Here is an 18,192-nt window from a genome sequence, read left to right on the forward strand (position 1 = left end):
GGCCCGCCCCTTTGATGATCTGGATCCCCCCCCCTGTCCAGTCGTGCGGTCGGGCCGCATCGAGTGTGTCCGGTGCAGGTTTGGCGGCAGTTGCCCCCTCAATGTCGCAAGCGACCGCACCGGGCCACTCGATTCATACCCCTGATCGTCAGCGTCGGTCCTTCACCTTCATGGATGGGGCGAGCTCGTTCGCGCCGATCTTGACCGCGTCGTCGGTGAAATTCGCGACGAAGGCGGAGCCGCGCGCCAGCCCCGGTACGAAGCCGGCCTTATTGCCCTCTATCACCAGTCCGCTGCTGTCATGTTCGCGGCCTTCGGGGGCGACGGTGATGAAGGCGGACCAATTGTCCTTGTCCTTGCCCTGCACCATGTCATTGCCGCGGATGAGGCCGCTCGCACCGTTGGACAGGTCGATCATATAGTTGGTGAGTTTGCCGCCGCTATCATCGAAACTATTGTCGGTGATGGTGACGCGGCCGGTACGGGTCTTGAGATAATGGCCGCCATCGCCGAGGTCGAAGCGGCTGTTGGTGACGGTGAGACTGTCGAGCCGCCCGATATAGACGCCGTGTGCGCAATCGAGGTCGCGGTCGCAACGGCCGAGGTGCCGGAAGGTCGATTTGTCGATCACGACCTGGCCGCCGTCATAGTCGCCGGTCAAAATCCCTTCCTCGCTGTTGCGGAACAGGCTGTTGCGGACCGTGAGGTTGCCGCTTTCGAGGCGTATGCCCGCGCCATTGCCGTCGGGCACGCGGATATTCTGAAAGATGATCCCGTCGACCACGCTCGCCCGGCCGCGCAGCACGAAGGTGCCCTTGCCCTCGCATGGCACGCCGTCGAAGATGACACTACCCGGCGTCGCGGCGCGGATTGTGACGTCGCCGCCTTGTTGCACCGCGCATTGCCGATAGGTGCCAGGGGCCACGACCACCGTGCCGCGCCCGTCGCCGATCGCGCCCAGCGCATCGGCCAGCGACCCGAAGGCGCGGCCCGATTCGGTGACGGTGAAGGGGGCGGGATTGCCCTGTGCCAGCGCGGTCGAGGCGATGGCGAGGGAGACGAGCAGGCTGGTGGACAAAATGCGCATGGCGCGCACGATAGGCGCGGGCGACGCGCCGACCAAGGCGAGAAGGGGGTTAATGGCGCGCTGCCCCGCTATGGGACAGATGGGCGGGCAAAGGTTGCGGGTGAAGGGGGCGGTTGCCGGTGCCCTGCCCGTCCGCGCGCCGATCAGGGTCACAGCCACGCGGCGGCGGGGAAGTTCACACCGTTGCAGCACCCTGTTTCCGGGCCAATCGGGGCGTAAAGTGCCGGTAAAGCCCTCGCGACGCGACAGTGACGCGCCTGTTGGGTCACAGCGACGCGACAGGGACGCGCCACCCACGCCTCAGCGACGCGCCGCCCTGCGGGCGGGCGACGGGGCGAAGGGATCGGCAAGGCTTTGCGCATGGAGCGCCAGCGCGCGGTCCCATGTCCGGTCGAACGGCGTGCCCGCCAACCGCTGGCGTAGCCGATGCGCGCTGGCGCGCGACATGCCCGCGGTGCGGGCGGCGTGCGTGACATTGCCGGTGGCGAGCAGCGCGGTGAGGAAAAGCCGCTGCCTGTCCGGCGTCCAGCGGGCGCGATCGGTGGAGGCGGGCGCGGGGCGCGCGGGCGGATGGGGGGTGGGGTGCTGGTCCATCTATGAGGATAGACCAGAGGATTTCCTATTTTGGAAGAGGGATTTTGGGTGGGGCGGAAGGTCGGCATGGCGGGCTTGTCCGTATAACGGCCGCCGTAAAATCTCGTCATGCCAGCGAAGGCTGGCATCTCAGGCGGATCGTGGAACAGTTGGGTTGGCTACCTGGCCCAACTCTATCGCGCCATCTTCTGAGACCCCAGCCTTCGCTGGGGTGACGACAAAGGGTGGATAGCGGAACGTCGACTTCGGAGTAGATTGCAGTTGTAAGCAGACCATCCTCATGCAACATTTAACTCATGACCTTAGACGAGGAAAGTGAGCGCGCGACAGGTATGTTGCTGGGCAAGGCAGTCAGACGGATTGTTAGGTTCCGGGAAAGGGAAGTCCTCATAGAATTTGAGGATGGCGCACGGCTTTTTGTGGATAGCGCAATGCCCTTAGAGCTATCTATTCAGGAAGCCGACTGTGAACAGTAATGATGGGTGGGTTGCGGGCAGGCTGCTTTGGGAGCGAAACCGGCGTTAATAGCCGATGTATCTTAACTGCCCAACATCAACGACTGCGCCGCCCATGTGACGAACAAAGGCGTTACGAAGCCCGTCGATGTGGCTTTGCCACTTCGTGCGATCCTCGTTCGAATCGACGCCATCAGCCTCAAATAGCCAATTCACAAACTGGTCGGCCATTACTGTTCCGCTTGCGGGCAGGAAGTCTGTAACGTGCAAAGGCCGATCATTGACGACTGCGCCACACCAACCTCGCTCAACGCAGACCTCATGCATTAACGCATCAAATGGCTCTCGGTTTTGCATCCGTATATATTAGCAGGTCGGTCGTCTCGTGTCTGCTTTCAGAAACCAAGCTATCTACTCCGACCGGCAATAAATGGTCGTTCATTGCCATTCCCCCTCTCGTCATGCCGGGCTTGACCCGGCATCCCGCTGTTCTTCGGTTGCGCCGGAGGAGAAGCGGGACCCCGGCTCAAGGCCGGGGTGACGTTGATAGTGTGGGGGGAGCGGGAGTGAAGGGGTGTTTCTGTCGGACTTGGCGGGGTGGTCAGGTCAGCGTGTCGAACAGGTCGCGCCAGTCCGGATTGCCCTGTTCGACAAGCGCGAACTTCCAGGGGCGACGCCAGCGTTTGAGGCGTTTTTCATGGTCGATACAGCTTGTGATGTCGTCGCCGCGTTCCGCCCAGACGAGGCGGTGCAGGCCATAGCGCGCGCAAAAGTCGGAGCCGGTGCCGGAGCGGTGCTGGTGGATGCGGGCGGCGAGATCGGAGGTCACGCCGACATAGAGCGTGCCGCGATAGCGGTCGGCCATGATGTAGACCCAGCCGCCTTTATGTTCGCGATCCATTTTGAGGGTTTTAGGATGAAGCGGGACCCCGGATCAAGTCCGGGGTGACGTGGAGTGGGATGGGGAGGTCGTGCCGATTTTCAGTCCACCTGGTCACCAGACTTACCCCTCTCGTCATGCCGGGCTTGACCCGGCATCCCGCTTTGCGTCGATAGAAGGCGTGATGCGATACTCCGGGTCGTAGGAATATCATCGTCCGGCAAGCTCACCCCCGCCCGCTCACTCCCACTTGGCCGTCGCCTTTTGCGTCTTGGCGTTCCAGAAGATCTGGATCTTGCTGATCGTGCAGAGGTCGAAATTGGTCCAATAGGCTTCGTCGCCATCGGTGAAGATGACCTTGAGGTCGTAGTTGCAGATGTCGTTCTTGGCGTTGAAGGTGATGGGGACCGAGGCGGTGTCTTCCAGCACTTCGTCTTCCATCACGTCGTCGCCCCAGGCCTTGGCATCGGCGGGGGAGACATAGACTTCGGCGATGTCGTAGCCGGTTTTGTTGAACAGGGTGAAGTCCTGGTCCCCGGCGATGGCGGGCGCGGCGAGAAACAGGGCGCTGACGCCCAGGATGGTGGCAATCGGTTTCATGAATAATCCCCCCCGTGCCGATGCATATCATCGGCGCGGGGTGGGTGTAGGATATTGCGCTAACCGTAACAAGCGGTTGTTTCGAGGCGCTTAATCCAGATTGGGACGCAGATAGCGTTCCGCCGTTTCCAGGTCGATGCCGCGCCGTCCCGCATATTCCTCCAACTGGTCGCGGCCGACGCGGGCGACGCCGAAATATTCCGATTGGGCGTGGCCGAAATAGAAGCCGCTGACCGCCGCGGTGGGGAGCATGGCGAAGCTCTCGGTCAGGGTGATGCCGGTCGCGTGATGGGCGTCGAGCATCTCGAACAGGATCGTCTTGAGGCTATGTTCGGGACAGGCGGGATAGCCGGGTGCGGGGCGGATGCCGCGATATTGTTCCTTGATGAGCGCTTCGTTGGTCAGTTGCTCGCCCTCCGCATAGCCCCAGAGCGCGGTGCGGACATAATGGTGGAGGCGTTCGGCAAAGGCTTCGGCGAGGCGGTCGGCCAGGGCTTTCAGGAGGATGTCGGAATAATCGTCGATCGATGCCTTGAAGCGGGCCAGATGCGGTTCGATGCCGTGGATGCCGACGGCAAAGCCGCCCATCCAGTCGCCATCATGGCTGATGAAATCGGCGAGGCACATGTTGGCGCGGCCTTCGCGCTTCTGGATCTGCTGGCGCAGCATGGGGAGGACGTAATGTTTCTCATCCTCGACATGGACGATGATGTCGTCGCCCTGACGGCGGCAGGGCCACAAGCCCGCGACGCCGCGCGCGGTCAGCCATTTTTCGGTGACGATCCGGTCGAGCATCGCCTGCGCATCGGCGAACAGGCTGGAGGCGCTTTCGCCCACCACTTCATCGGTTAGGATCGCGGGATAATTGCCCGCCAGTTCCCAGGCGCGGAAGAAAGGGGTCCAGTCGATATATTGCACGAGATCCTTCAGATCCCAGTCGGGGAAGCGATGGACGCCGGGCAGGCGCGGGCGCGGAGCCTTGAGGCTTTCGTCGATTTCGAAGGCGTTGGCGCGGGCATCCTCGATGCTGACCAGCGCGCTTTGCCCCTTGTTGGCGCGGGCGACGCGGACATGCTCATAATCATCCTTGGTCTTCTGGACGAAGGCGGTCTTTTGCGTGTCCGACACGAGCGCGGTGGCGACGCCGACGGCGCGGCTGGCGTCGAGCACATGCACGACCGGGCCAGTGAAGGCCGGGTCGATGCGCAGCGCGGTGTGGACGCGCGAGGTGGTCGCGCCGCCGATCAGCAGCGGCATGGTCATGCCCGCACGCTGCATTTCGGTGGCGACCGTCACCATCTCGTCGAGCGAGGGGGTGATGAGGCCGGACAGGCCGATCATGTCGGCGTCATTCTCGTTCGCGGCCTTGATGATGTCCTGCCAGGGGACCATCACGCCCATGTCGATCACGTCGAAGCCGTTGCATTGCAGGACGACGCCGACGATATTCTTGCCGATGTCATGGACGTCGCCCTTGACCGTGGCCATGATGATCTTGCCCTTGCCCTTGGCGCCCGGTTCCTTGGCGGCCTCGATATAGGGGAGGAGGTGGGCGACGGCTTTCTTCATGACGCGGGCGGATTTGACGACTTGCGGCAGGAACATCTTGCCCGCGCCGAACAGGTCGCCGACGACGTTCATGCCGTCCATCAGCGGGCCTTCGATCACTTCGATCGGGCGCGCGGCGACGAGGCGGGCTTCCTCGGTATCCTCCACCACATACATGTCGATGCCCTTGACGAGGGCATGTTCAAGGCGACGGGCGACGGGCCAACTGCGCCACTCCTGCGCGGCTTTTTCGGTGGCGGCGTCCTTGCCGCGATAGCTTTCGGCGAGGGTGACGAGGCGGTCGCCGGCTTCGGGATCGCGGTTGAGGAGGACATCCTCGCAGGCGGTGCGCAGCGCGGGGTCGATGGCGTCATAGACGTCGAGCTGGCCGGCGTTGACGATCGCCATGTCGAGGCCGGCGGGGATGGCGTGGTAGAGGAAGACGCTGTGCATCGCGCGGCGGACGGGTTCGTTGCCACGGAAGGAGAAGGAGAAGTTGGACAGGCCGCCGGAGATATGGACGTGCGGGCAGCGCGCCTTGATCTCGCGGCAGGCTTCGATAAAGTCCATGCCGTAATTATTATGCTCCTCGATCCCCGTCGCCACCGCGAAGATATTGGGATCGAAGATGATGTCTTCGGGCGGGAAGCCGATGCCCATCAGCAGATCATAGGCGCGCGCGCAGATTTCGACCTTGCGTGCCTTGGTATCCGCCTGGCCGGTTTCGTCAAAGGCCATGACCACGACGGCAGCGCCATAGGCCATACATTTGCGGGCGTGGAAGAGGAAGGCCTCCTCACCCTCCTTCATGCTGATCGAGTTGACGATCGGCTTGCCGGATACGCATTTGAGACCCGCTTCGATGACGTCCCATTTGGAGCTGTCGATCATCACCGGCACGCGGCTGATGTCGGGTTCCGAAGTCATCAGCTTGAGGAAGGTCGTCATCGCCTCGACCGCGTCGAGCAGCCCCTCGTCCATGTTGACGTCGACGATCTGCGCGCCATTCTCCACCTGCTCGCGCGCAATGTCGATCGCGGCGGCATAGTCGCCCGCCATGATCAGCTTCTTGAACTTGGCTGATCCGGTGACGTTCGTGCGTTCGCCGATGTTGACGAAGGTGGCGGTGGATTTGGTGGTCATTTTGTTACCTGCTCCCCTCCCGCTTGCGGGAGAGGCTGGGGGTGGGCATTTCTGGGGACTGTGCCTTCCCGGCCCACCCCCTGGCCCCCTCCCGCTTGCGGGAGGGGGGACATTTTAGGCGGCGATGTGCATGGGTTCTAGGCCGGCGAGTCGCGTGACGACTTCCAGCTTTGGCACGACGCGCGGCTTTTCGCCCGCCAGCGCCCTGGCCACCGCACCGATATGTTCAGGCGTTGTGCCGCAGCAGCCGCCGACCATGTTGACCAAGCCTTCATCCACCCATTGGCGGATCAGCTTTGCGGTGGTTTCGGGCAGTTCGTCATATTGGCCGAGTTCGTTGGGCAGGCCCGCATTGGGATAGGCCAGGATCAGCGTATCGGCATTTTTCGACAGGTCGGCCAGATAGGGGCGCAGCAGGTCCGCGCCGAACGCGCAGTTCACGCCGATGGTCAGCGGCTTGAGATGCCGCATCGAATACCAGAAGGCGTTGATGGTGTGGCCCGACAGGTTGCGGCCGGACATGTCGGTGATGGTGAAGCTGAGCATCAGCGGGACCGGGCGGCCCGCCGCTTCCTCCGCTTCGCGCGCGGCCATGCCTGCCGCCTTGGCGTTCAGCGTATCGAAGCAGGTTTCGACCAGCAGGAAATCGACACCACCCGCGATCAACGCGTCGCATTGCTCGCGATAGTCGGCTTTGAGCGTGTCATAATCGACTTCGCGATAAGCGGGGTCGTTGACGTCGGGCGAGATGGACAGCGTCTTGTTGGTCGGGCCGATCGAGCCGCATACGAAGCGGGGCTTGCCATCCGCTGCGGTCGCCGCGTCGCAGGCGTCGCGCGCCAGTGTGGCGGCGGCGATGTTGATGTCCCATACCAAATGTTCGCAGCCATAATCGGCCATCGCGATCTTGGTCGAGCTGAAGGTGTTGGTTTCGATCATGTCTGCGCCCGCCGCCAGATAGGCGGCATGGATGCCCTGCACGATGTCCGGCCGGGTCAGGCAGAGCAGATCGTTATTGCCCTTCTGATCCTTTGGCAAATCGAGGGTGCCGCGATAATCCGCTTCGGTGAGGCCATGTTTCTGGATCGACGTGCCATAGCCGCCATCGAAGATCAGGATCTTTTCGGCGGCCAGGGCGCGTAATTGGTGTTCAGCGGTCATATTCATGTCCTCTCGTACCGTTCGGTTCGAGCCTGTCGAGAACCCCCACGCAACCAGTTCTCGACAAGCTCGAACCGAACGGAGGGGGGGTGAAATATCTAGGCGTCCGCTGTCGCCTTCGCGCGCAGACCCAGCAAATGGCAGATGGCGAAGCTCAATTCCGAGCGGTTGAGCGTGTAGAAGTGAAAGTCGCGCACGCCGCCTGTATAGAGTTTCTGGCAGAGTTCCGCCGCGATCGTGGCCGATACGAGTTGGCGCGAGGCGGGGTGGTCGTCCAATCCTTCGAACAGGCGCGCCATCCAACTGGGCACCTGCGTATTGCACATGGCGGCCATCCGCTGGGTCGCGGCGAAATTGCTGACCGGCATGATGCCGGGCACGATGTTGGCGGTGATGCCCGCCGCCAATGTCTTGTCGAGGAAGCGGAAATAGGCGTCGGGCGTGAAGAAGAATTGGGTGATCGCGCGGATCGCCCCGGCATCCAGCTTGCGCTTGAGATTATCGAGGTCGCTTTGCGCGCTGGCCGCTTCGGGATGGACTTCGGGATAAGCGGACACCGAAATTTCGAACGGATGACGCTTGATGAGGCCTTCGACCAATTCGGCCGCGCCCTTATAGCCATCCGGGTGCGGTTCGAACGTGCCGCCGACTTCGGGGGGATCGCCGCGCAGCGCGACGATGTGGCGCACACCCGCGTCCCAATAGGCATCGGCGATCTCGCCGATTTCGGCTTTGCTTGCACCAACGCAGGTCAGGTGCGCGGCGGCAGCCAGCGGCGTTTCCTGCGCGATCCGCGCCACCGTGTTGTGGGTGCGTTCGCGGGTCGATCCGCCCGCGCCATAGGTTACGGACACGAATTTGGGGGCGAGCGGCGTCAGCGTCTCGATCGCGGACCAGAGCTGCGCTTCCATCTTTTCCGACTTAGGTGGGAAAAATTCGAAGCTGACCTGGCAGTCGCCCGCAAGGTCGGCGTAGAGCGGGGCAGCAGGATCGTTCAAGGTCATGCGGAAATCCGTCCTTCGATGGGCAGGATGCGGGCGCCCTTGCGCCGCCCCAGCCAGAGTTGCACCGTCAGTTCCTGGCCAGGCAAAGTCTCTACCTGCTCCAGCACCAGGCCGGCCGCCGCGAACCAGCCGTCGATCTGATCGTCGGAAAAGCCGAGGCGGGCATGCTGGTCGCGCAGGCGCAATTCCTCGCGTTCATGGGGGGCGAAGTCGGCGATGAGGACGCGGCCATCGCGTGCCGTGACGCGCGCCGCTTCGGCGATCACCTGTTCGGGCGCCTGTGCATAATGGAGAACCTGATGCAGCACGACCGTATCGACGCTGCCGGGTTTGAGGGGCAGGTCGAGAAAATCGCCCAGCAGCAGCGCATATTTGTCGCCAGCATCTTCGGGCAGCTTGGCGCGCGCGAGGCGCAGCATGTCCGGGCTGCGATCAATCGCGGTCACGGCGCGCGCGGCGGGGCCGAACAGTTCGACCATCCGGCCGGTGCCAGTGCCGATATCGAGCAGATGGCCGATCGGGGCGCTGGCGAGCAGCGCGGTCATGGCGGTTTCCACCTGCGCCTCGGCGACATGGAGCGAGCGGATCGCGTCCCATTGTTCAGCATGGTCGGCGAAATAGTTTTCGGCGGCGCGCGCCCGGTCGGCGCGCACGGCGGCGAGGCGCGCCAAATCAGCCTGTTGCCACAGTTTTTCGGCGTCTGATGGCGTCAGATGATCGAACAGGGCGATGAAGGGAGCGAGGCCTTCGCCTTTGCCGAGGCGCAGGAATACCCAATTGCCCTCCTTGCGCCGCTCGACCAGTTCGGCCTCGGCCAGGATACGGACATGGCGCGATACGCGCGGTTGGCTTTGCCCCACGACCTGCGCAATTTCACCGACCGCCAACTCCATCGCGCGCAGCAAATGGATGATCCGCAACCGGGTCGGATCGCCAAGGGCGCGGAAAATATCAAGCGAAGCAGCCATGTCAGCATCATATAAAGAAATCTTTATATGCGTCAACAATTCTCATTTTCCGGCATTTTACCGGGTAAAGCAGGGGCCTATCGCCTTGCTGTTACATGAATGGGATTGCCTTGCTTCGTCCAAGGCATTACGAATCGCCCCGCAGGCGCAATGGGGGGTGAGCTTTTCTCCGAGAGTGGTCTGCACTGTTTTTTTCTCAGAGAGGGGTTTTTGCCCATGACCAAGTCTATCGCTCTTTCGCTCGTTCTTGCCGCTTCGCTCGGCCTGGCTGCCTGCTCGGGCGCCGAAACCGAGAACACCGCCAACGCGGCTGCCAACTCGGCTGAAAATGCGTCGAACGCTGCCGACAACGCCATGAACGCGGCGATGAATGCTGCCGATGCCGCCGCCAATGCGGCTTCGAACGCCACTAACAATGTCGCCAACGCGATGTAAGACCCGCGAGGGTTTTGTTGGATTATTGGATTGGGGGTCGCACCGGCAACGGCGCGGCCCCTTTTCTATTGGGGACAGAAAGATGATCCGCGCCTTACTCATCGCTACAGCGCTGCTGCCGCTTGGTGCCTGTGGTTCAGAGCCGTCCGATGGGGTCGGCGGTGTGAGCGCCAGCGAGGCGGAAGCGCTGAACGAGGCGGCCGCTATGCTCGACGCGCAGAGGGGTGTGGCGCAGAGCGGCGATGTCGGCCTTAATCCCGCAGCCAGCACGGCCGCAGGGGCCGATCGTGGCCGGGTTGCGCCGCAGCCTGATCCCAAGTCTTGACGCAAAAAGGCCGCCCTGGACGGGACGGCCTTTTCACTTACGTCAGAGTTCAGCAGTTGCGGTCGATCGCCCGACCGGCGAGGGCGCCGACGCCTGCGCCAATGATCGCGCCGGTCGTGCCGTCTCCGCGCTGGCCATAGCGGCCCGAACCCTTGCCGACTTCATTGCCGAGCAGGCCACCGGCGATCGCGCCGATGATGGTGCCGCCCGTGCCATTGTCGCGGCAACGATAGCCGCCCCGATAGCCGTTATTGCGATAATAGCGGTCGCCGCGATACACTTGGTTGCGGTTGCCGCGAAAGCCCCGGTTGTCGCGAAAGCCACGATCCCCGCCACGATAATAATCGCCGCGATCATAGCCACGGTCATACCCGCGATAATAGCCATTTTGCGCCATCGCCGGGGTGGCGGTCACCGCGAGGGAAGCTGCGCCCATTGCCAGGGCTGCACCCAAATTCACCAGAAACTTCATTTTCATCGCGCTTCTCCTTCCTGTGTCAGCGTCAGAGGGGCGATGTCCGATTACGGGATTGCCCATCGAGTGACGTCTTTATGGCCGATTCGGGTTGAGCCATGTCTGAATGGCGCTGACAGCCAGCGTTCAGATGCCAACGGTTCGCCATTGCCCTGCTGCGCTTCGTCGCGCGAGCGGCTATGGCGGGCGCGATGACGCGAATCCTGATCGTGCTGGCGCTGGCCATCCTGCTGTTGCCCGCGCCGCACCAGAGCAAGCCGGAGGCGGTGCAGGCGGGCGCATTGCTGGTGTCGGCGCGGGCGTTGCCGCTCAGCAGCATCGACCCGACACTGCGGCGCGTGGGGGCGCTGGAATATCTGGGCGGATGGGAATTGCGCAGTGCCAATCCGGGCTTTGGCGGCATTTCCGCGCTGCGCGCGACCGGCGGGGGCGATATATTGGCGCTGAGCGATTCCGGGATTTTGATGGGCTTTCATGTGGGGCCGGGCGAAGCGTCGCGGCGGCCCTTCATCGCGCCCTTGCCGGTGCGGCCCAAGGATCGGGACCGGCCCTGGTGGACGTGGGACTCCGAAGCGCTGGCCTATGATTCGGCGACCGACCGCCATTGGGTGGGTTTCGAACTGCAACAGTCGATCTGCCGCTATGCGCCCGGTTTCGCGCGGGTGGAGGCGTGCCGCGTCTGGCCCGCCATCCTGGCCTGGCCCAAGACCGGCTCGATCGAATCGCTTGCGCGATTGCCCGATGGCCGGTTCATCGCGATCGCCGAGATGGGGATGACGCCCGACGGGCAGCATCAGGCGCTGCTGTTCGCGGACGACCCCGCCGACAGCGCGACGCCTGACCCCATTCCCCTGCGCTACATGCCGCCGCAGGGCTATCGGCCGACCGATGCCGTAGCGCTGGACGAGCGACGGCTGCTGGTCCTCAATCGTCGTCTGACGCTGCAGAATCTCTTCACCGCCACCATCGCCATTGTCGATCTGCCGCAGACGCTGGAGCCGGGCACGACGCTCAAGGCGCGGACGCTGGCACGCCTCGCGCCGCCACTGCTGGCGGACAATTTCGAGGGGATCGCGATCAGCGAGGAAGACGGGCAGATTATCCTATGGGTCGTTTCCGACGATAATCATGAATTTTTCCAGCGCACGCTGTTGCTGAAGTTCGCGCTGGCGGATCAGCCATCGGCAAAGCCGAAGGGCGCGCGCGTCCCGCGATAATCGTCGGGCAGCATGTCGCGGCCGATCGGCGGGGCGGCGCGGGCGAGGCAATGGGGACGGTGGCACAGGCGACAGGTGACGCCGATGGGGGTCGGGTCCGGCGGCGGGCTGCCCTGGGTATAGATGAGGCGATGGGCATGGTCGGCGGCGCAGCAGAGCGCGATGGCGCGATCGACCCTGGGCGCCCCCCAGCCACCGCCGCCCGCCGTGACGGTGCGCGCGATCGAGAAGAAGCGCTGGCCATCGGGTAGTTCGAGCCATTGGGTGACGAGTTGGCGTGGGGTTTCGAAGACGCGATGCACCGACCAGAGCGGGCAGGAGCCGCCATGGCGGGCAAAGGGAAAGCCAGCGCTGTCGAGCCGCTTGGAGACATTGCCCGCCGGATCGACGCGGAGAAAGAAGAAGGGAACGCGCTCCTGCCCCGGCTTTTGCAGCGTGGTGAGCCGGTGGGCGGTCTGTTCGAAACTGGTGCCGAACTGGCGGGCGAGCGCCTCGACATCATAGCGGCGCGCCTCGACCGCTTTGGCGAAGGCGGCGTAGGGCATCAGGATCGCTGCGGCCCCATAGTTGGCCAGTGCGCGGCGAGCGAGGCTGCGGCTGCTTTCGGTAGTGAATTGGCCGTCCTTGAGGATGGCATCGAACACCTTGCGCATTTCGAGATAGGCGATCTGGAGCGCGATCTGGAATTGGGCGCTGGCGGTGTCGAGCGTGTCGTCGAGCAGGATCGCGTCGCGATGCCTGTCGTAGCGGCGCAGCGAGCCTGCCATGACGTCGGAGGGCAGGCGGCGGACGCGGAGACTATGCCGGGCGCGCAGCCAGCCGGTGAGGCCGCCTTCCGTCTCGGCATCGGCGGCGAGTTTTTCGGCCATGTCGTCCAGCATCGGGAAGCTGTTGCGGCGGGCGGCGAGGAAGCGGCGCGATTCGGCGACCGGATCGGGCGCGTCGTCGGGCGCGACGCCTTGGTCGGCGAGCGCCAGATGTTCTTCGCGATAGCTGGTGTAGAGACGCAGCAGGGCTTCGGTGATGCCGGGATAATTGACCGCGACGTCGCCGGTGGCAAGCGCGGGCAGGTCAAGGTCCGCGAACATCGGGTCTTTAAGGACGGCATGGAGCCGCGCGGTCTGTTCAGTGCCGCCGTCGCCCGCCACCTCCGCCATGTCGAGCTTATAGGTGCGCGCGAGGCGCAGCAGCATGTCCGCGGTCAACGGTCGCTGGTTGCGTTCGAGCAGCGCGACATAGGAGGGGGAAATGTCGAGATCGGCGGCCATGTCAGCTTGCGTCAAGCCAAGGTCGCGGCGGAGCCGCCGCAGGCGCGGCCCCATATAGACCGGGCTGTCTTTACGCATCGGGCAACTCCTGTGCAGGCTTTACAACTTTACAGCAGATTTTTGTAAAGATCGACAACTGAACTTCACAAGGGCTGCCGCGCCGTGCGGGCGGGGGATAGGAGCTGTGCATCAAGCCCATAGCTCACGAGGGAACGGCACATGTCCTACCAAGAAAATATCGCAAAGGCGCAGGCGCTGATCGGCAGCCATCCCGGCACATGGGATGGCATCAATGCGGAATCGGTGGCGCGGATGAAATTGCAGAACCGTTTCAACACGGGTCTCGACATCGCCCAATATACCGCTGGCATCATGCGCCGCGACATGGCCGCCTATGATGCGGACCCGGCCAACTACACCCAGTCGCTGGGCTGCTGGCACGGTTTCATCGGTCAGCAGAAGATGATCGCGATCAAGAAGCATTTCGGCACGACCAAGCGCAAATATCTCTATCTGTCGGGCTGGATGGTCGCGGCGCTGCGCAGCGACTTCGGCCCGCTGCCAGACCAGTCGATGCATGAGAAGACCAGCGTTCCGGCGCTGATCGAGGAACTTTACACTTTCCTGAAACAGGCCGATGCCCGCGAACTGGGTATGTTGTTCCGCGATCTCGACGCGGCCCGCGCGGCGGGCGACGAGGTCAAGGCGCAGAAGGCCCAACATGCGATCGACAATTTCGAAACCCATGTCGTTCCGATCATCGCCGACATCGACGCGGGCTTCGGCAATGCGGAAGCGACCTATCTGCTCGCCAAGAAGATGATCGAGGCGGGGGCCTGCGCGCTTCAGATCGAGAATCAGGTGTCGGACGAAAAGCAGTGTGGTCATCAGGACGGCAAGGTCACGGTGCCGCATGAGGACTTCCTGGCGAAGGTCCGGGCGTGCCGCTATGCGTTCCTGGAACTGGGTGTCGATGATGGCATCATCGTTACGCGGACGGACTCGCTGGGCGCTGGCCTGACCAAGCAGATCGCGGTCAGCAAGGAACCGGGCGATATTGGCGACCAATATAACAGCTTCCTCGATTGCGAGGAGATCGACCCGGCGACGGCGAAGAATGGCGATGTCATTCTGAACCGCGACGGCAAGCTGTTGCGCCCCAAGCGGTTGCCGAGCAACCTGTTCCAGTTCCGCGAAGGAACCGGGGCGGATCGCTGCGTGCTGGACTGCATCACCTCGCTCCAGAATGGTGCGGACCTGCTGTGGATCGAGACGGAAAAGCCGCATATCGAGCAGATCGCGTCGATGGTCGACCGCATCCGCGAGGTCATCCCCAACGCCAAGCTGGTCTATAATAATTCACCCAGCTTCAACTGGACGCTGAATTTCCGCCAGCAGGTCTATGATGCCTGGGTCGAAGCGGGCAAAGATGTCAGCGCCTATGACCGGGCGCGGCTGATGAGCGTCGATTATGACGATAGCGATCTGGGCCGGGAAGCGGACGACCGTATCCGCACTTTCCAGAAGGATGCCGCGGCGCGGGCGGGGATTTTCCACCATCTCATCACCTTGCCGACCTATCATACGGCGGCGCTCAGCACCGACAATCTCGCCAAGGAGTATTTCGGCGAGGCCGGGATGCTGGGCTATGTCGAGGGCGTCCAGCGCAAGGAAATCCGCCAGGGCATCGCCTGCGTGAAGCATCAGAATATGAGCGGCAGCGACATTGGCGATGATCATAAGGAGTATTTCGCGGGCGAAGCGGCGCTCAAGGCCGGTGGCGCGCATAATACGATGAATCAATTTGCGGCCTGAGACTCTTTCGCGTGATTGCCGAGCGGGCGGGGCTTTATCTCCGGCGCTCCGTTTGGGGGCGATGTTGGGAGATGGGGCCCCGCCTTCGCGGGGATGACGGCCGCTTTACGGGCCAGCTCGCGGGGAATTCGACACTCCCTTCGCGGGTTTGGGTGGAAGCACTGGACGGCCCGGCAGGAACCTGCCGGGCCGTTTTTTCCTATTTTAATTCCACCGCGCCGTTCGTCCTGAGTAGCCCCTGAGCGAAGTCGAAGGGGCGTATCGAAGGAGGCTAAAGATGCTTCGATACGGGTCTTCGACAAGCTCAGCCCCTACTCAGCACGAACGGCCTATGGGTATAGTGGTTATGCTATCCCCGCCCGCTGCCGGACAGTCTGCTTCAATATGTCGAGCGGCATGGCGCCCAGCGTCAGCACGTCATGGAAGGCCTTGATGTCGAAGGCGTTGCCCTGTTTGCGCTTCACTTCTTCGCGCAGGTCGTTCCAGACGGTGTGGCCGATCTTGTAGCTGCAGGCCTGACCCGGCCAGACGGTATAGCGGTCGATTTCGCCCTGGCTGCGGCCGCGGGCGATGCCGGTGGTGGCGATCAGATAATCGGTCGCCTTTTCGCGGCTCCACCGTTTGACGTGCATGCCGGAGTCGACGACGAGGCGGGTGGCGCGGAAAAGGAGCGACTGGAGATAGCCGACTTGGCCGAGCGGATCGCCATCATACATGCCCATTTCGTCGGCGAGCTGTTCGGAATAGAGCGCCCAGCCTTCGCTATAGCCGCTATAGCCGCCGCGCCGGCGGATCATCGGGATGGCGTCGGATTCCAGCGCGACCGACACCTGGAGATGATGGCCCGGCACGGCTTCATGATGGGTCAGCGTCGCAAGGCCGAATTTGGGCCGGTCGAACGTGTCGCGCAGGTTGATATAATAGATGGCGGGGCGCGAACCGTCGAGCGAGGCGTTTTGATAATAGCCGCCCGGTGCGCCCGCCTGGATCGTGACCGGCACGCGGCGGACCTCGACCGGGGCCTTGGGCACGGTGTTGAACGCTTCGCCGAGCCGCTTTTGCATGGCGATGATCTGAACATTGAGTTGGGCGAGCAGCGCTTCGCGGCCGGGATCGGTATTGGGGAAAAGCTGGTCTGGGCGCTTGTTGAGCGCAACGAGGCGATCGCCAACCGTCCCCTGTCTCATCCCTTCGCCCTTGAGGATCGTGTCGATCCTGGCGCTGATCTGCGCGACCTGATCGAGGCCGATCTGGTGGATTTCATCGCCAGTGAGCGCGGTGGTGGTGGCCGCTTCGGCGGCGGCAGCATAGAAGGCCTCGCCTTCGGGCAGGCGCCACACGCCCGCGTCATGGGTGGCCTTGGCGCGGAGATCCTGCACGAGGGCGCGCTGGCGGTCGAGCGCGGGGAAAATCTTGTCGGTGACGATCTTTTCGGCCTGCGTGGCGCGTTCGGGCGGCAGGCCGGCGGCGGCGAGCTTCTTCACGAAGGAAGCGACCAAGACGGTCTGTGCGGCGGGCTGATCGCGCAGCGACGCCTGCATCTTGAGCGTCGTGTCGAGAATATAGTCGGGCGCAAACACGCCCTTGGCCGCATCCTCCTTCTGCCGGGCCAGTTCGCCGTCCACGGCGGCCGGGAAGGCTTCGAGGCGGGCGAGATAGGCGTCGGCATCGGCGGCATTGGCGACGGGATGCTGCGAATCGAGGAAGTCGGGGGTTTCGCGATAGCTGCCAGTCAATTGGCTCAGCACATAGGGGGCGTAGCGGCCCGCCGTCTCGCCATAGCCAAAGCGTTCGCCGCCGATCGTGCGGTCGAGCTGATAGGTGACGACATCATAATCGAGTTTGGACGTGTCGCTGAGGGAACTGCGGTCGATGCTGGCGAGCTGCTTGGCCTGCGCCTTGCTGCGCGCGAGGTCGCGGGCGACCCCGGCGGCGGAGGTGTCGCTGAGTTTGCCGCGCAGGGCGGCGCGCTCGCCGGTGTCGAGGCCAAGGCGGGTCGCCTGTTCGGGCGAGTCGGCGAGCCGTTCGTAGAAAAAGCCATCAAGCATGGCGCGCAGCCGCGCGTCGGCGGAGCCAGCTTGGGCAAAGGCGGGGGAGGCGGTGGCGGCGGTCAGCGCAGTGGCGCCGCTGGTGGCGAGAAATTGGCGTCGGTTCACGACTATGGGCTCCACAAATCGGGGAAGGGCGGCGAGGGGCGTCGCCCGCGATGCCCCCTTGTGCCGCGATCCCAAGGGCTTGGCTAGGGGCAGTCCGGTCCAAGGCCACTGGCGCTATGCGCTGCGATGTCGATGGGATATGCGACAGCCGCCTCCAAGGGAGACAGGCCATGACCTACACACTCATCACCGCGAACCGCAATTATAGCAGTTGGTCGCTGCGCCCCTGGGTGCTGATGACCACGCTGGGCATCCCGTTCATCGACCGGATCGAGCCGTTTTTGCAGCCGACCAACTATGCCGCCTTCCGCAGCTTTTCGCCCACGGGGCAGGTGCCTGTGTTGATTGATGGCGAGCGGACGGTGTGGGATTCGCTGGGGATCATCCTGTATCTGGCCGATCGTCATGCCGAAGTCTGGCCGGGTGACGAGGGTGCGCGGGCCTGGGCGCAATGTGCGGCGGCGGAGATGCATAGCGGCTTTGCGACGCTGCGGAACGATTGCACGATGAATATCGGCGTGCGGGTGGAGCCGCATTTGCCCTCGCCCGCGCTCAATAAGGATATCGCCCGGCTGACCGAGCTGTGGGAGGAGGGGCTTGCGCGCTTCGGCGGGCCGTATCTGGCGGGGGATGCTTTTACCGCTGTTGATGCTTTTTATGCGCCGGTCGCGTTTCGGGTGCGGACCTATGGGCTGGATGTCGGCGCGGCCGGGCAGGCGTGGGTTGAGCATATGCTGGCGCTGCCCGCGATGCAGGCGTGGGAGACGGCGGCGCTGGCCGAAAGCTGGCGCGAAGATAGTCATGAGGCGGAGATCGGCGCGGCCGGGCGCATCGTGGCGGATTACCGCGCCTCATAAAATCCTCCCCTGCAAGGGGAGGGGGACCACGAAGTGGCGGAGGGGTGTCACCCTATCGAGACGGGAACACCCCTCCGTCTGGCCTTCGGCCAGCCACCTCCCCCGCCGGGGCAGGGGAATCGCATATGGGCTTGAACGATTGATCGAATGGGATTCTTGGGCAGTCTCCATGGTTGGAGGCGCCCGATGGATGAGTTTTCGGCA

17 protein-coding genes are annotated in these 18,192 nt (G+C 63.5%); 5 read left to right on the top strand and 12 right to left on the bottom strand.

Annotated features, from left to right (window positions below):
• Nucleotides 1-148: 148 nt before the first annotated feature.
• The 9 genes from J2W40_RS01500 to J2W40_RS01540 form a co-directional block, all read right to left on the bottom strand.
• Nucleotides 149-1,087 carry a right-handed parallel beta-helix repeat-containing protein gene (locus J2W40_RS01500; protein WP_310221486.1) on the bottom strand — a complete coding sequence of 313 codons (939 nt, stop codon included), beginning with the start codon at nucleotides 1,085-1,087 and terminating at the stop codon, nucleotides 149-151.
• Between the two features lie 300 nt (nucleotides 1,088-1,387).
• A complete protein-coding gene (locus tag J2W40_RS01505) occupies nucleotides 1,388-1,681 on the bottom strand; it encodes a terminase small subunit (RefSeq protein WP_310221413.1) in 294 nt (97 codons plus the stop codon).
• Between the two features lie 521 nt (nucleotides 1,682-2,202).
• The gene (locus J2W40_RS01510) at nucleotides 2,203-2,367 is read right to left on the bottom strand and encodes a hypothetical protein (protein WP_310221415.1); all 165 of its coding nucleotides are present in this window, start codon (nucleotides 2,365-2,367) and stop codon (nucleotides 2,203-2,205) included.
• A 370-nt stretch (nucleotides 2,368-2,737) separates the two neighbouring features.
• Entirely contained in the window at nucleotides 2,738-3,037 is a 300-nt protein-coding gene (locus J2W40_RS01515) for a GIY-YIG nuclease family protein (RefSeq protein ID WP_310221417.1), read from the bottom strand.
• Between the two features lie 219 nt (nucleotides 3,038-3,256).
• Nucleotides 3,257-3,616 (bottom strand): argininosuccinate lyase, encoded by a 360-nt coding sequence (locus J2W40_RS01520; RefSeq protein ID WP_310221420.1) that lies wholly within the window; start codon nucleotides 3,614-3,616, stop codon nucleotides 3,257-3,259.
• 90 nt (nucleotides 3,617-3,706) lie between these two features.
• Nucleotides 3,707-6,307 carry a methionine synthase gene (gene metH / locus J2W40_RS01525; RefSeq protein WP_310221422.1) on the bottom strand — a complete coding sequence of 867 codons (2,601 nt, stop codon included), beginning with the start codon at nucleotides 6,305-6,307 and terminating at the stop codon, nucleotides 3,707-3,709.
• Nucleotides 6,308-6,421: 114 nt separating this feature from the next.
• Nucleotides 6,422-7,468: a homocysteine S-methyltransferase family protein gene (locus J2W40_RS01530; protein WP_310221424.1), complete on the bottom strand. Its 1,047-nt coding sequence runs from the start codon at nucleotides 7,466-7,468 to the stop codon at nucleotides 6,422-6,424.
• A gap of 98 nt (nucleotides 7,469-7,566) precedes the next feature.
• Nucleotides 7,567-8,472, bottom strand: coding sequence for a methylenetetrahydrofolate reductase (metF, locus tag J2W40_RS01535; RefSeq protein ID WP_310221427.1), 906 nt, complete (start codon nucleotides 8,470-8,472; stop codon nucleotides 7,567-7,569).
• Nucleotides 8,469-9,440: an ArsR/SmtB family transcription factor gene (locus J2W40_RS01540; RefSeq protein ID WP_310221429.1), complete on the bottom strand. Its 972-nt coding sequence runs from the start codon at nucleotides 9,438-9,440 to the stop codon at nucleotides 8,469-8,471. The genes metF and J2W40_RS01540 overlap by 4 nt, the downstream gene beginning before the upstream one ends.
• Nucleotides 9,441-9,656: 216 nt before the next feature.
• Here J2W40_RS01540 and J2W40_RS01545 point away from each other — a divergent pair, with 216 nt between their 5' ends.
• Together J2W40_RS01545 and J2W40_RS01550 are read left to right on the top strand one after the other, a co-directional pair.
• Nucleotides 9,657-9,875 (top strand): circumsporozoite protein, encoded by a 219-nt coding sequence (locus tag J2W40_RS01545; protein WP_310221431.1) that lies wholly within the window; start codon nucleotides 9,657-9,659, stop codon nucleotides 9,873-9,875.
• Between the two features lie 82 nt (nucleotides 9,876-9,957).
• Entirely contained in the window at nucleotides 9,958-10,200 is a 243-nt protein-coding gene (locus tag J2W40_RS01550) for a hypothetical protein (protein WP_310221433.1), read from the top strand.
• 49 nt (nucleotides 10,201-10,249) lie between these two features.
• On the opposite strand, the gene J2W40_RS01555 is transcribed toward J2W40_RS01550, so the two are convergent.
• Nucleotides 10,250-10,678, bottom strand: a complete 429-nt coding sequence (locus J2W40_RS01555; protein WP_310221435.1) for a glycine zipper 2TM domain-containing protein — start codon at nucleotides 10,676-10,678, stop codon at nucleotides 10,250-10,252.
• A gap of 188 nt (nucleotides 10,679-10,866) precedes the next feature.
• Here J2W40_RS01555 and J2W40_RS01560 point away from each other — a divergent pair, with 188 nt between their 5' ends.
• The gene (locus J2W40_RS01560) at nucleotides 10,867-11,892 is read left to right on the top strand and encodes an esterase-like activity of phytase family protein (protein WP_310221438.1); all 1,026 of its coding nucleotides are present in this window, start codon (nucleotides 10,867-10,869) and stop codon (nucleotides 11,890-11,892) included.
• Here the strand turns inward: J2W40_RS01560 and J2W40_RS01565 are convergent.
• The gene (locus J2W40_RS01565) at nucleotides 11,850-13,238 is read right to left on the bottom strand and encodes a helix-turn-helix domain-containing protein (RefSeq protein WP_310221440.1); all 1,389 of its coding nucleotides are present in this window, start codon (nucleotides 13,236-13,238) and stop codon (nucleotides 11,850-11,852) included. The two genes, J2W40_RS01560 and J2W40_RS01565, sit on opposite strands and share 43 nt — an antisense overlap.
• Nucleotides 13,239-13,379: 141 nt before the next feature.
• Here J2W40_RS01565 and J2W40_RS01570 point away from each other — a divergent pair, with 141 nt between their 5' ends.
• A complete protein-coding gene (locus J2W40_RS01570) occupies nucleotides 13,380-14,975 on the top strand; it encodes an isocitrate lyase (RefSeq protein WP_310221442.1) in 1,596 nt (531 codons plus the stop codon).
• Between the two features lie 344 nt (nucleotides 14,976-15,319).
• Here the strand turns inward: J2W40_RS01570 and J2W40_RS01575 are convergent, their stop codons facing one another.
• Complete coding sequence (locus J2W40_RS01575) at nucleotides 15,320-17,131, bottom strand: DUF885 domain-containing protein (protein ID WP_310221444.1); 1,812 nt, start codon at nucleotides 17,129-17,131, stop codon at nucleotides 15,320-15,322.
• Between the two features lie 170 nt (nucleotides 17,132-17,301).
• On the opposite strand from J2W40_RS01575, the gene J2W40_RS01580 reads away from it, so the two are divergent.
• Entirely contained in the window at nucleotides 17,302-17,988 is a 687-nt protein-coding gene (locus J2W40_RS01580) for a glutathione S-transferase family protein (RefSeq protein ID WP_310221446.1), read from the top strand.
• Nucleotides 17,989-18,192: the final 204 nt, after the last annotated feature.

The sequence above is a fragment of the Sphingobium xenophagum genome (genome assembly GCF_031457465.1).
GTDB classification, from domain to species: domain Bacteria; phylum Pseudomonadota; class Alphaproteobacteria; order Sphingomonadales; family Sphingomonadaceae; genus Sphingobium; species Sphingobium xenophagum_A.

Bases quoted from the DNA above. Each gene is read 5' to 3' on its own strand.
- J2W40_RS01500 (WP_310221486.1), bottom strand. From the start codon at position 1,087: ATGCGCATTTTGTCCACCAGCCTGCTCGTCTCCCTCGCCATCGCCTCG.
- J2W40_RS01505 (WP_310221413.1), bottom strand. From the start codon at position 1,681: ATGGACCAGCACCCCACCCCCCATCCGCCCGCGCGCCCCGCGCCCGCC.
- J2W40_RS01510 (WP_310221415.1), bottom strand. From the start codon at position 2,367: ATGGCCGACCAGTTTGTGAATTGGCTATTTGAGGCTGATGGCGTCGAT.
- J2W40_RS01515 (WP_310221417.1), bottom strand. From the start codon at position 3,037: ATGGATCGCGAACATAAAGGCGGCTGGGTCTACATCATGGCCGACCGC.
- J2W40_RS01520 (WP_310221420.1), bottom strand. From the start codon at position 3,616: ATGAAACCGATTGCCACCATCCTGGGCGTCAGCGCCCTGTTTCTCGCC.
- metH (WP_310221422.1), bottom strand. From the start codon at position 6,307: ATGACCACCAAATCCACCGCCACCTTCGTCAACATCGGCGAACGCACG.
- J2W40_RS01530 (WP_310221424.1), bottom strand. From the start codon at position 7,468: ATGACCGCTGAACACCAATTACGCGCCCTGGCCGCCGAAAAGATCCTG.
- metF (WP_310221427.1), bottom strand. From the start codon at position 8,472: ATGACCTTGAACGATCCTGCTGCCCCGCTCTACGCCGACCTTGCGGGC.
- J2W40_RS01540 (WP_310221429.1), bottom strand. From the start codon at position 9,440: ATGGCTGCTTCGCTTGATATTTTCCGCGCCCTTGGCGATCCGACCCGG.
- J2W40_RS01545 (WP_310221431.1), top strand. From the start codon at position 9,657: ATGACCAAGTCTATCGCTCTTTCGCTCGTTCTTGCCGCTTCGCTCGGC.
- J2W40_RS01550 (WP_310221433.1), top strand. From the start codon at position 9,958: ATGATCCGCGCCTTACTCATCGCTACAGCGCTGCTGCCGCTTGGTGCC.
- J2W40_RS01555 (WP_310221435.1), bottom strand. From the start codon at position 10,678: ATGAAAATGAAGTTTCTGGTGAATTTGGGTGCAGCCCTGGCAATGGGC.
- J2W40_RS01560 (WP_310221438.1), top strand. From the start codon at position 10,867: ATGACGCGAATCCTGATCGTGCTGGCGCTGGCCATCCTGCTGTTGCCC.
- J2W40_RS01565 (WP_310221440.1), bottom strand. From the start codon at position 13,238: ATGCGTAAAGACAGCCCGGTCTATATGGGGCCGCGCCTGCGGCGGCTC.
- J2W40_RS01570 (WP_310221442.1), top strand. From the start codon at position 13,380: ATGTCCTACCAAGAAAATATCGCAAAGGCGCAGGCGCTGATCGGCAGC.
- J2W40_RS01580 (WP_310221446.1), top strand. From the start codon at position 17,302: ATGACCTACACACTCATCACCGCGAACCGCAATTATAGCAGTTGGTCG.